Consider the following 16253-nt stretch of genomic DNA (forward strand, 5'->3'; position numbering starts at 1 on the left):
AGCTCCTTATCATAAGGTAATGGGGGCAAAAAAATAAGCCTTATCGGCTTACCTTTATAAAATGATCATTGTGGATAAGCTATGCAGCATGAAGAATAAGGATCCCCATTTTCTTTTGATATAATTCCGACCACGGAAGAGCCTCGTCTTAATCGTAGAAACAGGTAAATTCACTTCACGGCTGATGTCTTCTAAGGACATATCCAAATAATATTTGTAAACGATAAGATCTTTGTATTTATCCGGTAGGTCTTGAATCATCTGCTCGACCTGAATAAATGTTTCTTGCTCAATCAGTTGAAGCTCCGGCGTCTTCTCAAGACTCACCAATTTCTCAATCAATGGGCGCTCGTCTTGCGAAGGAAACGCACTCGTGTCCATGGAGAGTTCTTTCTTCTTCTTCCGCATCAGATCAATGGTTACATTCTTGCCAATGCTAAAAATCCAGCTGGAAAAGTTCTTGGTAGCATCAAATCGATGTGAATTCAAATGTGCTCGCAAAAAAGTCTCCTGAACAACATCTTCGGAATCCGATTTATTACGAAGCATACGAAAAGCCAATCGATAAATTCTGTCCTTATACAGCTCCAGAAGTCGATTAAACGCTTTCGCATCTCCTTGACTCCACATTGTTGCAAGTTGACTATCGCTTAATTGCAGCATGTTAAATCTCCTTCACTAATGAAACTACCTATCTACTATTCTACCAAATCAAAGCAAAAAAAAGAAACCTTTTCAGGCTTCAAAGATGACTATTTATCGATAAAATTGGACACATATTCCGCTTTCTCTGCACTTGCAATCACAATTAGCGTTACAATAATTCCGAATAAGATAATCCCGCCTACGGTCATACAGCGCACCCTCTTTGACTGATTGATACGAATGATCATCTATTATCAAAGATATGATGCGCGTTACTTATTATTCGCCGAGATTCATAATAACATATTGCTCAATATGGCTTACCAGTAAGCCGTAGGTCGGTTTTTGGACCTCAACATGTCCACCAAGAAGCGATTTCACCGCCAGATATGGGAAGTTAATGCCCGCTAAACAGGTTACATGTAAACCGCCGGACATCCGAGGATTAATCTCAAGCAGCTTCGGTACACCCTGATTGTATTTGACTTGAATATTATAATTAAAAGGAATGCGATAGGTAGCAGCTACCTGATTAGCAAGTTCAATCAGCTCTGGTACTTCCTCCAACAGCCTCAATCGACCATCTGCTTTACGACGCGGAACCGCAGCAAGAAGCTCACCTTTTGCGGAAGCTAGGCAGTCTATGCTGTATTCAAGACCATTCAGTACTTCCATAACCATGACGTCATCAAAACGTTCCACTGTCGAGAAGTTCTGGTAGGCTTGCTCTTTCGTGAGATACGGCATGACGGGTCCAAACATGTCATTCAACGCATTCCGCTTATTGCTGATAATCCTAAAACCATTGCCGCCTTCACCATTCGTTGGCTTCATACAGACACCATGACCAGCCGCTGTGAGGGCATCATACGCCTCTAGAAACTGCTCTGCCGTATTCACCACATGATAATCGGGAATTGCGACAATTCCCTTTGGACGTATGGATTCGTAGAACTTTTGCTTTTCCATGAGATTTTCAAGGAGCTCAAGATCACGACAAACGGTTACACGTGTACCGATTTTCTCAAATTCATCAATATGCTTGGCAATCGCGTACATATGCAATCTAGGAATAAATACATCAATCCCATGCTGCTTACAAAAGTTGAGCGCAAATTCTACGTAATCATCGTCACCGAGGACAGGCTCTGTATCTGCATAATCTGCCGCTTGCAGCGCCATATGCGTTCGATCCGGATGGGTTGCGTACATCTTGAAAGGAGCTCCGTCCTCATTGTTACGAATGCTGTTCATATAATGATAAGCGACAGAGAACCAGCGGTTAAACCATACTTTTTTCATGAGGGCTCCTTTATGAGCAACTTTCTGTGCTCGTCATGTGTCGAATGTACAAATGATGTAATATCATCAGCTGCAAAAATACCAGATTCCTCGGTAAATCGATATTTCCCGGACTGTCCCATCTGCTCTTGGCGGAATAGCTCTCCGTGACCTGGAGCAATCGCGAAATCAGCGATGTCTAACAAGCTCTGATCCAGAAGAGAATCGCCGGAAGCGATGACTTTTCGTCCACCAAGAATCTCGCTCAGGTGTGCAACCGCTGCTCCCTTGCTTACAGCCTCAGGGACGATGTACACCTTCCTTCCTTGAACAGAAGTCCGCCAGCCCATCCCCATCAATTCAGTGCTGAGTTCAGCGATTTCCTGCTTAGGCATTCGGTCACGATCTACGATATGGGAGTAAAAGAGATCGTCACACCAACTTGAGCTGATCACCCAATCCTGGCTTAACACGCCATGCATGGCTAGGCGAATATCTTCCACAGGCGCACTCGTCTCGCTAACACGTGACCTGACGAGATCTCTCCAATCCGTATCGACCTTGCCGTCGATCAGCATATTTCCCCCGTTGCTTGTCACGGCATATTGGGGTCTCAGGGTTTGGCTGATGAGATGAATCCGTACATATTGCGCGATGGTTCGTGTTGTCACAGGGATGAATATGAGCTCATTCATCAGCGCTTGCAAACGTTGATACGTGGCTGCGGACATGTAAGACCGTACTTTGCCATCTATCAGCTCGGCGACCAAGATACGATCTCCCCAGTGCGCTGCACGTTCTTCAGGCTGAGAATAAATTAAGGTCTGATCCAAATCACTTGCATAAATCATTCGGCATCTCCTTTCACAGATTGTATGAGGCCGCAACAGGAATAGGTGAGACCTGGATACACTTCAACAGGGACACCACGTGCCTCAGCTAAGAGCAGGATATGACGAATATGCGGATTATCCATGCGATCTACCAAGATCCGCCACGGCACTCTCCTGAGCAAGACACGCGTTGTCTCCCCCACTCCTGGCTTGATGAGATTAATATCTGCCATTTGATAAGTAGCCTGAATGGCTTGAATATCTCGTAGGCCATGCCAAGATATGGCGGGTGGATGCAACAACATATCCTTGGCAATCGTCTGAGCTTCCTCTGTCACCTGACTGAAATAAGGCACGATCGTATCAATAAAATGCGTTGACTGATCGTGTTCCAACCATTCCTTGTAATATTTGGAGCCATGAAAATCAGTAGGCCCAATCAGATCGTCACGCAACACCGTTCGACTCATTAAACCAGAGACCGTCGAGTTCAAACATGCGCTCGGAATCAGGAAGTCTTCGCGGGTTCCGAACATATCTGTGCAATGACCGGGGTCGGCGAGAACCGCTAGATCATCGTCCAAGATGATCCCGTAATCCTTTGCTATTTTGCCACAAGCTTGGGTTAGCACTTTACGAATGGCCCCCTTGCCTGTCCACCCATCTATGAACTGCAGTTTTGCTTCAGGATGCTTCTGCAACATGTACAAGAGAGCGTTCTCATCAATTCCCTTGCCACGAATAATGGAGATACTATAGTGCGGCAGGTTCAGCTGATGGATGTCTTGCAAATAGCGTTTGATCAAAATACCGACAGGCGTCCCCGCGCGAGCCAAGGACACAAGGACCGTATTCGGTCCCTTCTTGGCCCGTATAATCTCGGCAACAGCCCCCACGGAAACAGCTACTTTCCTTGCAGATAGCTTCAGGGTTTCATGATACAAGTTCAAATACTCAGAGGAAGGCAGATGCTCCTGCGGAAGCATTTCGGAATAGTGCGTCCCGGATTGAATTGCCCGTTCTCTTGCATCCAAGGCAACCTCAAGCTGTACATGGCTGATATCCTTCAGTAAAAATGTCACATCAGCAGAGGGATAGCTGCCCATAGGTTGGGGCTCCTCTATAGCTCTGGATCGCCAATCTTCCATACCCTAGCCTCCTTCCAGTCCACCGTTTGAGGGGAGAAAAAGACAATATGCAAGGTGTGCAGACCCTTCGCTTGAAGAATGCGCAAGATCGGCTCCAAAGCGGATGGCGTCGTTTCTCTTTCCATAAAAAGAAATATCTCTTGGTACATGCCATACGCGATATTGTAGAAGAAATTCACAACGTTCTCATCCTCAGGGGACGGAAAAGCATGACCATATTTCACCGCATAGTCACCTTGTTCGATGACATGAATGGGACTGCGCGTCGTAGATTGATACGAGACCCCTGCACCCATCTCAGCAGCAATTCGCATCGGGATATACATAAACTCCCCTGTACCCACACAGAGCGTCTTGCTACCTGTACGCTTGCGCTTGAGCCGCTCTGCCGTTTGCGTGATGGAACGGTCTAGTTGCTCGGTATTCGCGGGTGTTAGCCCGAATCTACCACTATGCTGCAAATAGGGACGATCACCTGCAAAAGGTGCGTGCGCGAATAGATCATTCACATAGAACATTTGCAGAGCCCCTGTAGGCTCCTCAGCTAGAGGGCTTGGCGGCTGCAGAGCTAGGCTCTCACTTGAGCCATAGACCTTCGTATACCCGCTTATCAAGGAAATAACGTGAATCGTAACTTGCAATTCCTTCTCCAATTGAGCAAATTGTAAGATGTCTTCCTCTGTACGCCAATCCAAGAGCGCTAGCACATAATATATTTTCTTCGGATATTTCCCTTGCAGGTCGCGAATGATATTGAGCGATGTTTTGCCTGTCGTAATTTCATCATCCACTAGAACAAGAATTTCGGGTTGTCCAAGAATCGCAGGGTCGTCGGAGTAACCATAGTGGGCCGTAGCATGGGAATGCTCTTCTTCGAACTGAAGGATAGATGGTGATTCTTCGATCACTTCACGTGTCGTGTGCAAATAATGACTTCCTTGTCCAAACGTCTCATACACCGCATGACCAATTGCTGTTGCTGTTTCTGCAAATCCAATAAAAGTAATGGGCTGCTGCAGATGTAGGCGCTCAGACATGACCGTCTTATAGGCAGCTTCCGCTTTCTCTGGAAAGACAAGCCCTTCAACTGCCAGTTGTACCTTCTCTTCGGACTCCTTGCCCTCTAAAGCTTGCTGCAGTAGTAGCGCTAATACAGTCCCACTTAGCAGCGAAGTGTATGGATTCAAAGGAATATGCTTGCCTAATACTTTGCTCACAAACAAAAAAGACCGTTTCTTATTAATTCTCGCTGCCATCGCGAATAACGCATCCAAAGGGATGTTATACGGATTGGAGGTCACAGTGATGTCGAGCTCCAAATCACCTGCTATTTTATACGTACGCTCGGTTAGTCCTAATGTATAGTCCATCAAAGGATTGTTGTTCATGCAGCACCCCGTAAATTTGTGATCGTAAAAGAATACGCTTCGCCCAATTAGAATGGGGTTTAAATTCGTTCATTTTGTTCCCATACGCACTTTTCATGACGCCAAGATCTCCATGATTATTGGATAGAATGCTCGTAGCATCCGTGTACTCCTCATGCGTGACCGTATAGAGCGCTTGAACTGGCTTAATGTGCGTAGGATGAATAATGGTTTTGCCGATCATGCCATTTTCCTTGTCCAGCATGACTTCGTTGATAAGTCCTTTCGTGGGGAAATATTCCCACACAGGTCCAGAGATCACGTTAGAAGCTTCCATACGCCCAAAGATATTAAGAATATCCGCAACGCAATCCCGAATAGGTACAATATCATAGATCGTCCGATCAGGGCTGCGTCTAAGCCCAAACAAGCTTGAGAAATCCGTGGCACCAATGCGAATATTCAAGACCAAATGCTTATATTTCTTAATGATTTCGTTAATCGAAAGTAAGGTAGAAGTTCGACTTTCCTTATAAATAATCGCTCCTGATTCTAAAATGGGTAGACCATACAAAGTAGGCGCAGCTTCTGCTTTCTCATCATTATAATTTTCTAAAATTTGAAAATAAGCCTCACCATTGTCAGCTGTGAATTTCGGAAATACAATACCTGTCAGAAGGGCTACATGATCCTCTAACCGTTCCAGTAAATAATTCAATTGATTGACACTTCTTACTCGCAAGAAAATCAAAGGTAGATTATCTGCGTTAAGAATGCCGACATCAATCCAATGAGCGATTCGATTCATTTGTCCAATGAGGGATTCCTCTGCTGCATGCACCTCGTTATCCCCTACCGCATCCTCCAGATCAAGAACAACGGAAACAAGGCCTTCGATTTTACCAAATGCGATGTCTTCTGCAAACGTAAGCCGTGTCGCTGGCATATACAGAGCCGCACCAATGGAATGTGCTAGAATGTCTTTGTGCGAATGATTATGGAAGGAATTCGGCGGTAAAAAAAATAAAGCTTGCTCTTCATCCGCAGTTAAATAATTGAAATATCGCATGCCGATTCCTCCCTTATTTGTTGAAAGGACAATCCCTCCTTAGCGGAGGGATTGTCCTTGTTAAACATATGATGTAGTTATTAAGATCCTTTTACAGATCCAGCCTTCCTCTTGCGAAGTGAGCTTAGAATAATCGTTCCTCCGAACAAAGCAATAATTAAGGAGAAGAAAACGAAGTGTGAAAGATGGAAACCAAACGCACCAGCAATCATTTTGGCACCGATGAGAATAATAAGAATAAACGCAGTTTTTTCCAATTCCGGTATCTTGTCAATGAGCTTTAAGAAGACTTGCGCCACGCCTCTCATCATAAGTACTCCTAAAATACCACCAAGGAACAATACCCAAACCTTGTCACTAACACCGAATGCAGCAAGTACACTATCCACGCTGAAAGCAATATCCATGACTTCTACTGCTAATACTGTACGCCAGAAGGAAAGGCCTTTATTCTTAACTTCCCCGCCCTCGGCGTTATCATGTTTCTTCTTGAAGAGATTACTGTATGCAATCCATAGGAGATAAGCACCACCGGCCACTTTAATCCAAGTAATCTGGACTAAGAACGTTCCTACACCAATTGCAACAAACCTGAATATGTAGGCACCGAGTAGACCATAGAATAACGCTCGCTTCTGTTGTTCTTTCGGTAAATGTTTAACCATAACCGCAAGAACGAGTGCATTATCTGCTGAAAGTAGTCCCTCTAGAATAATAAGGGTACCAATAATCCCCCAGTTTACGGGATCAGTAAGTGTTGCCGAGAGCACGTCCCAACTGAAAAAATTCATGAAGTTATCTACAAAACTTTGAAAAAAGTCTGACATTAAGGTGGACCCCCTGTTTTATTTGCTATTCAACCTCACGCGCTTCAAGCCTCATCTATATCATTCTCCAATAACACGATTCGTCTCTTCGGAGCATTGATTTCCAATCCATAACGCAACAAAGCTGGTCAAGTGAACACCATTTCTCGAGTCGAATTGATTAAGAAGAGTAAGGAGGGTGATACCCTGAAAGTACCACCCATTTAATTAAACTTCCAACTTAGGAAGTTTGCAAACCGTAATCACGTGCCAAACCTGCTAGTCCATCTTTGTATCCACTGCCGATAGCGCTAAATTTCCACTCACCGCTATGACGGTAAAGTTCACCGATAACTACACCTGTCTCAACGGAGAAATCTTCGCCAAGATCGAAACGAATTAATTCTGAGCCAGAACCTTCATTTAGTACACGCACATAAGCATTGGAGACTTGTCCAAAGTTTTGCGCTCTTGCTTCCGCATCATGAATCGTAATGCAGAATGCGATTTTCTCTGTTTCAGCTGGCACTGCGCTAAGATCAACGTAGATAACTTCATCATCGCCATCGCCTGCACCTGTACGATTGTCACCTTTGTGCTCGATGGAACCATTCGCATTTTTGGTGTTGTTGTAGAAAATAAAATCGGATTCGTTGCTAACTTTACCAGCCGCATTCGCTGCAAAAATGGAAGCATCCAAATCGAAATCCTTACCGCCATCATATTTGTTCGTATCCCATCCTAAGCCAACGAGAACTTTCGTCAAGCCTGGGTTTGTTTTCGTTAAATCGACTTTCTGACCTTTAGATAATGAAATAGACATGGGAATTACCTCTCTTTTATATAGGATTTGGCTGAGCCATTATTGATATCTTTTAACCAATTGTCCAATAGTTGTATCAGTACTGCCTTCACCAATTGCACTGAATTTCCATTCACTGCCGTGTCGGTAAATTTCACCAACGATGAGGGATGATTTACCTGAATAGTCATCAGTTAAGTTAAACTTAACCAACTCCTGTTGATTTGCACCATTCAATACACGGATATATGCGGATTGAATGAGACCGAAATCTTGCTTTCTATTCACACAGTCATAAATATTCACGACGAATGCGATTTTGCTCACCTCAGCGGGAACTTGTCCTAAATTAATAGAAATCGTCTCATCGTCTCCAGCGCCGTCTCCGGTACGGTTGTCACCAGAGTGAACGACTGAACCATCAGGGCTTTGTAGATTAGCAAAATAAATCACATGTTTCTGATTCGTTATTCTTCCCTTTTCATCCAATAAGATCACGGAAGCGTCACAATCGATCTCGACTGCCGATTTCTTTGAGCCGAAGAACCCCTTCTTCTCAACAACTGCAGGATCCCAACCCAATCCAACCACAACTTTAGAAAGACCTGCGTTACCTTTAGTTAAATCAATCTTTTGACCTTTGACTAAACTGATTGTCAACGAGGCCACCTCCCTTCGCTTACCTGTTTTAGTGAACTCCCTTATCTGATACGCATGAAATTCAATCACGTTTCACTTTCCTGGGTAAATTATTTGTGAATTCGACTTTAGTAGTCAAAATCCCCCAGAATTCAAAAACAAAAACAGCCACAGGATAATCCTAGGCTGCGTTTTATCTTAGTATAACATCATACAACATATGATATTCAAAAAATTTCCATTCGTCTGTTTCTGGTTGCTGTTTATCCAATGATCAGCTTTTCTTCTGGATAACGGATAAGAGGTTTCTTCTTCCCGTTGGTAAATAAGGTATAGAACAGAAATAAACCAATCCTTCCAATAAACATGAGCACAATCAATGAGATTTTACTAACGCTGCCCAAATCAGCTGTAATTCCCGTAGACAAACCGCACGTTCCAAATGCCGAGGCTACCTCGAATAGGATGGCGGACACTCCCCAACGATTCGGCTCTGCCATGAGCAGCACAAACATTCCTCCAAGCAACAGTGCAATTCCCGTTAAGAAAAACACAAAGCTCTTGAGGGAGTCCTCTTGACTAATCATCCGGCCAAACACCTTCGGCTCCTTCTCCCCGCGTGCATATGCAATCAAAGCCAATACAATGACGGCTACTGTCGTTGTCCGGACACCGCCCCCCATACTGGAGGGGCTTGCGCCTATAAACATTAGTATGGATACAAGCAGTAAGCTTGCCTCCGTTATAGTAGAAATATCAATCGTTGTCAGCCCCGCGCTGCGTGATGTGACAGACATGAATAATGAGCTTAATATCTTCCCATGCCAACTCATACCTGCCAGCGCATGCGTTCGCTCCGTTAACCAAAATCCGATCGCTCCGAACAATAACAACACTGAGGTTGTAATGATGGTAAGCTTCGTAAACAAGGAGAAACGGAAATTTTTATGGCCACCCCACAAATACTCTCTCAACTCAGCCAGTACTGGAAACCCAATCCCGCCTAATACAATCAATAGCATAGTGAGTGCCTGTACGAAATAATCTCCCGAATAATCGAGTAAAGAATTGCCGAACAAATCAAAACCTGCATTCGTAAACGCCGAAATGGTATGAAACATGCCATAATACATTGCGCTCCATATCGATCCGTATTCCCCAGCGAAATAAAAATACAAGCCAAAGGCCAGTGTGCTAATCGCCTCAAGAATCAACGTAAAGCCTAGTACTAGCTTCATTAACTGAACGAGCCCAGATAAATTGTTGCGATTCTGGTCAATCATTATCATCTTGCGCTGCAGCAATCCGATCTCCTGCCCGAACAATAGCCAATAAAAGCTCCCTAGCGTCATAACGCCGATACCACCGAATTGAAAAGCCATGATTAGTACGCCAATACCGAAGCCGCTTAACGTATCTTTGATCCCTACCGTCGTGAGGCCTGTCACACTGACAGCACTGGCGGAAGTAAAGAGGGCGTCCACAAAAGAGATTGTGGCGCCCGATTGCAAGCTAATAGGTAATTTTAAAAGGATAGCAATTAAAAATATGGCAATTAAATATGCGATCACAATCAGTCGCGAGGCAGGCATTTTCTGTAATTTGCTTAGCATGATTGTACCTTCAACAGAGAGTAATAGGATTAGATACTCTTATATTGTCCTTTGAAATGTTTTCCCATCCAAAGGCATACTTCCCATAAATCCGCTACTGGTTGATTCGTAAATGGCAAGGTATGCAAATAACCTGGAGGTCCAAACTCTGGCGTATAGGTTATCGTTGTTTCGCCGGACTCCTTCTTCGCTTGAACGATGCTATCCCACCAGCTCATATGCCGCTGTAATTCGTGTGCGTATTCCGGCGCTCTTGGGTCTGGGACTTGTGGTCCTTGTGCATAACCTACACGGCCATGTATGTGTTGGACACGGGAAAAAGACTTGTGTAGATTCTCTTCTTGATTCTCCAAAGTGGTCTCGGTAACACAGCACCAATGGCTGTAATCCGCTGTCAGCTTGAGCCCAGGCACAGCATCCAGCAGCCTGCCAGTTTCCCAAGGATTATACAACGCTCTGCCGCGGTGAGTCTCATGGCCAATCCCGATACCGCATTTCTGCTCAATAGCAGCTGCTACACGGAAGTATTCGACTTGCTCTTCGAACGGCATCGCATCCTTCGCGCTATGTGAAGTTATGCTGACGGGATGAAAGGATACCGCACGTGCCACTTGTTCCTCGAATGAAGCAATATGATTAGGTCCTTCAGTAAAGACCATGGCGATATAGTCCATATGATACGCTTCTAATAGCTTCCGGAACTGTTCCTCGTCGGCTAGAGTCGGCATAGGTGCCTCAATGCCATCATAACCCGCAGCAGCAATACGCTCAAACTGGGACTCTAGAGAACCCTCCATGCCCCACAATGCTTTGAATAATTTAATTTCCATCCTAAAAAGCCCTCCTCATTACATCAATGAGTCAAGCTTAAAACATCTGCCATTATTTGACTAGTGTAAATTTTTAACCCGGCTTTGCTGACTCATCAACCATAAGGTTAACCAAATCAGGATGAAACCAAGCAGTTGCCCTATCGTCAGCTTTTGGCCAAATACAAGCCAATTCATGCATACACCAACAGCAGGGAATGCAAGTTCAGCTAGCGTAGCAAAGAACGCTTTCGTCGATGATAAACCTTTATAGTAAAGCAGCATGCTGAGCAATCCAGGGAAAAAGGCTTGGAACAGCAGGTTTACTGCGATGATCGTCAGCCCGCTGCTTGAACCGTTCAACTGCCAATGGTCACCACTTACTAAAAGCACGACCGTTAATAACGGGAGGGCCAGTAAGAAGCGCAGTGAAGTGACAATTGGGAAATTCAAATTTTGCTGAAGCAAGTATTTCCCCATCACGGTTGAACCGCCCCATAATACGGCTGCCAGAATTGATAATAAACAGCTGATCGTACCTAAATCCTTCAAGCCCATGTCAGGCAAACCGAGACCAAACGTCAACAGATAAGTACCTAACAGTGCCACAACAATGTATCCAAAAAACTTTGAAGGCAATGTTTCTTTTAATAGAACACGAGCTAATATAATCGCGAATAAGGGCTGTAATTTCTGCAAAAGTAAGATGGCGTTGGCACTTCCATGAGAGAACGCCGCAGTGAAGAGAATGGTAGCGATAGCCGATCCTCCCCAAGAGATGAAGAGCAGTGCTCCTATGACGGCCAGGGATAGCTTGCCAGTTAACGTCCTGCGATACTTTATCAGGATAGGTACAGCGTAAATGGCCAATAAAACATGTTCAATGAATACGATTTGCGCTGAGGTCAAGCTTTTTAACAAGAGGATCCGAAAGAGCGGATCCAATCCCCACAGTGTGGCGCCAAGCGCTACATACCAGATCCCACTCATACCACCTGTACGAGTTGACTGGGCAGTCGCACCCTTACTTCCAAACTTAAATGCATTTTCCAATTCAAAAACCTCCTAGTATACGGTCTGAATTGAACCTTCTCGAAGAAACAATGCCCCCGTTCATTTCAACGGGGGCATTGACAAACAGACCTGTTAAATTTAATAAAAATTTAACAAGCTGTTCTTCACCTTCTCCCATCCGGACTATACCGTCGGCCTTGGAATTACACCAAGTCAGTCCCAGCCATTGCTGGCTAGGAGTCGCGGGCTGGAGATACACACACGTATCCTCACCGCCGGTAGGGAATTGCACCCTGCCCCGAAGGTTCATATTCGATTAAGTGTATACTATCAGGTTACAGTTTGATTGGCAACACTTTTTATGCGCTATTGGATTTGCCCCAATCGCACGATCCGCATATCTACATGGACATCGTACGAGGCAGTTTTGTACATGTCATGCCACGATTCGCTGGTCAGATTGGAATGATACACCCGACTGCGGTAGACTTCGCCAAATCCGACTGGATCTGAGTTTAAGGCCGTTAATTTCTTTAATAAAGCTTGTATGTGCGCTTCGGATTTTTTGTTCATTTGCTTTTCCAGGGCTTGAATTACCTCGGCCTGACCGAGATCAAATTGTGCAGAACTTTCCGTAAGCATGCCCTTCAATTGAATAGTAACCTGAAACTTCAGCGGATTTTGGCTAATCAGCCTTTTGGTACTATTGCTAGAAATATTCTCGAGCACTACTCTTACCGTCTTATCCTTGACTTGCTTCGCGATATCTCCCAATTGATCCGTGTCCAAAGACAGTTCAATACTGCCTGTTTTATATCGACCCCTTATCGTCTTGAGGAAGAAAGCTTCCTTCGGGTCAACAGTTCCTACCATTTTATCCTCACTAAACACAGCCACGTCTTTAAGCTCAACCGTATCGCCTTTTCTTTCTAACAGTGGCACCATCGGGTCTGCCGTAGAATACAAAGCCGAAAGGAACTCATGTAAGGTGCCTGAAACCATCTGCTCCTCAATAATATTCTGATTGATGTTGTCGACGATGAATGTTCCGACATCTGGGAACTGTGTATATTTATGCATTAACAAATCCTGTGCCGTATCTTTACTGACAGCCATATACACCGTACTAGCAATTGAAGCATCCCGAAATAAAGTATCTACCAAGGGTAAAAGCCCCTTCTGTGCCAGCTTATAGTCATAAACGGCCACCCGCAACTGACCCGATACGACTTTCTTATTCGATTTCCGATTAGCAGCAACACGTGCACCTTTACTGGTCAATCCCTCTGAACTAATTGTCATGACATTCGATCTGGAGTTCGGATCTATTTGATGAATCACAAAGGTAGCATTGATTTTATTTCCCTCACCTTGGTCATACCCCGCCGCGATCGTCATGCCTAATTTCTCCAAAACGTTTTTCTCCAAATGCAAGCTGAAAGTCAACGTGAGCACAAGCAGCAATAGGAACATGATATTGAATTTTTTCATACGATCACCTCGGATTGACTCCTTTTCTTCTGTCTCCAGAAATGGATGTGGACAATTCCGAAGAGCAACACAGGATAGACATAAACGATGTAGAACGCCCATTTTGCAAAGACATCATTGATCTGATCCATCTGAATACGGGAGTCAATGAAAGAACAAGCGACCCAAGCAACTCCCATGAATGGATACAGCCAGTATTTCTGTTTCCATGAGAATGCTTTCTTCAGCCCCTTCGTCGCTGCCCAGCTATACATAAGCAGATTAGGAACAATCACTAACAGCCATAAACTCACTCCTATGTACTCAAACCGCTCCAGAAATGGGAACTTAATAATTTTCAGCATAGTAAACGTAGCCCAATCCGTCTTCAAGAGCTCACCTCCACTGAAGAAAACAATGGACACAAACATAACAGCCGTATACACCAAGTTAACACTCATGAGACCTATCTGGGTGTACCGTTGGACAGTGGACTTATCTTTGGCATAGGCATAAATAAAGTAAAGTATCTCAAACCCTGCCATGGTGAATGACATAGAAAGAACACCTTTGCTGAGATGCTTCAGATCTGTCTCCATTACGGGCAAAATACCGGTCCAATCCGCGTATTTCAGTGGGAAATACAGCAGGAAGATTAGCCAAACCGTAAAGGTTACAAAGATGAAACAAGTGCCTACAATCGTTCGCAAGCCACCATTTACGCCATAAAATACGATACTGATAATTAACAAGGCAATCACCCATTGCGGGGCATTCGGAAATAACCAGACCTGAATCATCTCAATATAATTGCGCATCACTATAATAGTAGCTATTAAAAAATAAATCATATAAATCAGATTCGCGACCTGTCCAATCGCTTTGCCATAGACCAGCAAATGAATATCATAGAGGTCTTTATTCTGAAATTTCGCCAACATTTTTAGCATCAGCCAAACTATTACCTGCGTTACGATCCCCGCAAGCAAAACAGCTATCCAGGCATCATGACCTGTATCACCAAACACAATTCGTTGAAATCCGGGAAGTCCCACACCCACCTGAGCGTCATGAATAATAAACATGAGTAGAAAGCTGCTGTACATATACGTTTGTTGTTTGTTACTCATCAATATCCGTGTTTCCCTTCGGGTTGTTCTCCGCACTATTAGCGAAGACAGATCTTTTCGGGTTTAGTTTATAAGGGAGCCTGAGGATGCCATCTCGTTTGTTTTTATTCTGGATAGCGTAGGGCGGGTAGAAATAAGGCTGTCCCACACTGGACTGTCGCAGCAAATGCAGAATTAAAAAAGCAATGCTTACCGCGATACCTAAACCACCGATAATACCTGCGGACAGAATGATTGGAAAGCGAATAATCCGAATCGTATTTGCCATCGCTAACACCGGTGTCGTGAACGAGGATAAGGCGCTTAATGCTACGATGATGATTAAAATATTGCTGGTAAAGCCTGCTTGTACCGCTGCCTGACCGATAACAATACCGCCCACAATCCCCATCGTTTGACCTACTTTGGAGGGCAGTCTGGCACCCGCTTCACTAAGCAACTGAATGATCGTTTCCAGCATCAGCGCCTCAACAAGCGGAGGAAAAGGGACTCTAGCACGAGATTGGGCCAGAGGCACCAGAAAGGCTTGAGGAATGATTTCGTAATGATAGGTAAGTGCCGCCACATAACTAGCCGTAGCGAACAGGGAAATCGCAATACCTACAATACGCAGCCCGCGGAAAAACAGCCCCGTGAACCATCTATAGTAGTAATCTTCTATGGATTTAAAAAAATCGAAAAACGTAGTCGGACACACGATGACCTGCGGACTGCCGCTAACGGCAATAACAACCTTTCCTTCTAGAAGCGGAAATATGGCTCGATCCACCCTTTCCGTCGTAATCATTTGCGGAAAAGATGAGCTTGGATTGTCTTCCAACCATTGTGCTAGAATCGTTGCGTCCAAAAGCGCTTCCAGATCCAACGCCTGAATTTTGGTATAAATATGGGAAACCATCTCCAGATCAGCTCGATTGCTCAAGTAGACAATACGAACATCCGTTTGAGTATTACCTCCCATACTCATCGCTATTTCACTTAAATCGGGATTAGGCAAATAGTGATGAATCAGTGCTAAATTGGTATCTAGACTTTCCGTAAAAGCGATTTGCGGACCTAATATTTGACTCTCATTTTCGGGCTTAGCTAGTGCTCGTTCTCTTCGTTTCGGCGTTTTGGCTAGCATACCGTAGGTATAACCGCTTATGTGGATATACGTCCAGCCCTGCAAGACATGTTGCTGCATATAGCTCCAATTATCCTCCGACAGCAGCTGACCGATGGGAAGTACATTCACCAGCTTCTCAGGAGAAGGCTGCTCTTCTAAATCAATGATTCGATTAAGAACTTCTTGATAAAGAAGCTCCGTGTCCACCAAATTGCTTATATAATAAACACCATATGTCACTTTGTGGTTCAATTCTCGACTTACAAAATCAGGGAACATCCGAAATGCTTCTTGGAATTGTGTCGTCATTTGAGCCAACTCAGGTACGAAGTGAAAGGATGAATTCTCCTTCGGGTTTGGTTGCTTGAACTTTGGTTTTGATTTGAACAGCATATTTTTTATAGAAAACACGTACTCACCATTCATCCTGACATTTCGAAAGTAGGTATATCATGCGCTGAACAGAAGAAGTTTATGTAAATAAGCGGGAATCTGAATCCACAAAAAAAGACCGAATCC

15 protein-coding genes and 1 riboswitch are annotated in these 16253 nt (G+C 44.3%); all 15 genes read right to left on the reverse strand.

The window, feature by feature from the left end:
• Positions 1-54 precede the first annotated feature (54 nt).
• Positions 55-663 (reverse strand): sigma-70 family RNA polymerase sigma factor, encoded by a 609-nt coding sequence (locus AC58QM_RS29260; protein WP_497288317.1) that lies wholly within the window; start codon positions 661-663, stop codon positions 55-57.
• A gap of 261 nt (positions 664-924) precedes the next feature.
• Positions 925-1947 (reverse strand): ATP-grasp domain-containing protein, encoded by a 1023-nt coding sequence (locus AC58QM_RS29265; protein WP_497288318.1) that lies wholly within the window; start codon positions 1945-1947, stop codon positions 925-927.
• Positions 1944-2777 (reverse strand): HAD family hydrolase, encoded by an 834-nt coding sequence (locus tag AC58QM_RS29270; protein WP_497288319.1) that lies wholly within the window; start codon positions 2775-2777, stop codon positions 1944-1946. Before AC58QM_RS29270 ends, AC58QM_RS29265 begins: the two co-directional genes overlap by 4 nt.
• A complete protein-coding gene (locus tag AC58QM_RS29275) occupies positions 2774-3907 on the reverse strand; it encodes a cysteine protease StiP family protein (RefSeq protein WP_497288320.1) in 1134 nt (377 codons plus the stop codon). Before AC58QM_RS29275 ends, AC58QM_RS29270 begins: the two co-directional genes overlap by 4 nt.
• Positions 3880-5295, reverse strand: a complete 1416-nt coding sequence (locus AC58QM_RS29280; RefSeq protein ID WP_497288321.1) for a phosphoribosyltransferase family protein — start codon at positions 5293-5295, stop codon at positions 3880-3882. Before AC58QM_RS29280 ends, AC58QM_RS29275 begins: the two co-directional genes overlap by 28 nt.
• Positions 5240-6343: an HpcH/HpaI aldolase/citrate lyase family protein gene (locus tag AC58QM_RS29285; RefSeq protein ID WP_497288322.1), complete on the reverse strand. Its 1104-nt coding sequence runs from the start codon at positions 6341-6343 to the stop codon at positions 5240-5242. Before AC58QM_RS29285 ends, AC58QM_RS29280 begins: the two co-directional genes overlap by 56 nt.
• 80 nt (positions 6344-6423) lie before the next feature.
• Complete coding sequence (locus AC58QM_RS29290) at positions 6424-7170, reverse strand: TerC family protein (RefSeq protein WP_497288323.1); 747 nt, start codon at positions 7168-7170, stop codon at positions 6424-6426.
• A 220-nt stretch (positions 7171-7390) separates the two neighbouring features.
• On the reverse strand, positions 7391-7972 hold the full coding sequence (locus tag AC58QM_RS29295; RefSeq protein WP_497288324.1) for a TerD family protein: 582 nt from the start codon (positions 7970-7972) through the stop codon (positions 7391-7393).
• 39 nt (positions 7973-8011) lie between these two features.
• Positions 8012-8611, reverse strand: coding sequence for a TerD family protein (locus tag AC58QM_RS29300; RefSeq protein ID WP_497288325.1), 600 nt, complete (start codon positions 8609-8611; stop codon positions 8012-8014).
• A gap of 242 nt (positions 8612-8853) precedes the next feature.
• Positions 8854-10203, reverse strand: a complete 1350-nt coding sequence (locus AC58QM_RS29305; RefSeq protein WP_497288326.1) for a TrkH family potassium uptake protein — start codon at positions 10201-10203, stop codon at positions 8854-8856.
• Positions 10204-10232: 29 nt separating this feature from the next.
• On the reverse strand, positions 10233-11033 hold the full coding sequence (locus AC58QM_RS29310; protein WP_497288327.1) for a sugar phosphate isomerase/epimerase family protein: 801 nt from the start codon (positions 11031-11033) through the stop codon (positions 10233-10235).
• Positions 11034-11093: 60 nt separating this feature from the next.
• Positions 11094-12002: a DMT family transporter gene (locus tag AC58QM_RS29315; protein ID WP_497288383.1), complete on the reverse strand. Its 909-nt coding sequence runs from the start codon at positions 12000-12002 to the stop codon at positions 11094-11096.
• Between the two features lie 186 nt (positions 12003-12188).
• Positions 12189-12336, reverse strand: a riboswitch (FMN riboswitch).
• A 56-nt stretch (positions 12337-12392) separates the two neighbouring features.
• A complete protein-coding gene (locus AC58QM_RS29320; RefSeq protein ID WP_497288328.1) occupies positions 12393-13517 on the reverse strand; it encodes a Ger(x)C family spore germination protein in 1125 nt (374 codons plus the stop codon).
• On the reverse strand, positions 13514-14626 hold the full coding sequence (locus AC58QM_RS29325) for a GerAB/ArcD/ProY family transporter (protein WP_497288329.1): 1113 nt from the start codon (positions 14624-14626) through the stop codon (positions 13514-13516). Before AC58QM_RS29325 ends, AC58QM_RS29320 begins: the two co-directional genes overlap by 4 nt.
• A complete protein-coding gene (locus tag AC58QM_RS29330) occupies positions 14619-16145 on the reverse strand; it encodes a spore germination protein (protein ID WP_497288330.1) in 1527 nt (508 codons plus the stop codon). The genes AC58QM_RS29325 and AC58QM_RS29330 overlap by 8 nt, the downstream gene beginning before the upstream one ends.
• Positions 16146-16253 lie beyond the last annotated feature (108 nt).

It is taken from the genome of Paenibacillus sp. J22P165, assembly GCF_059692015.1.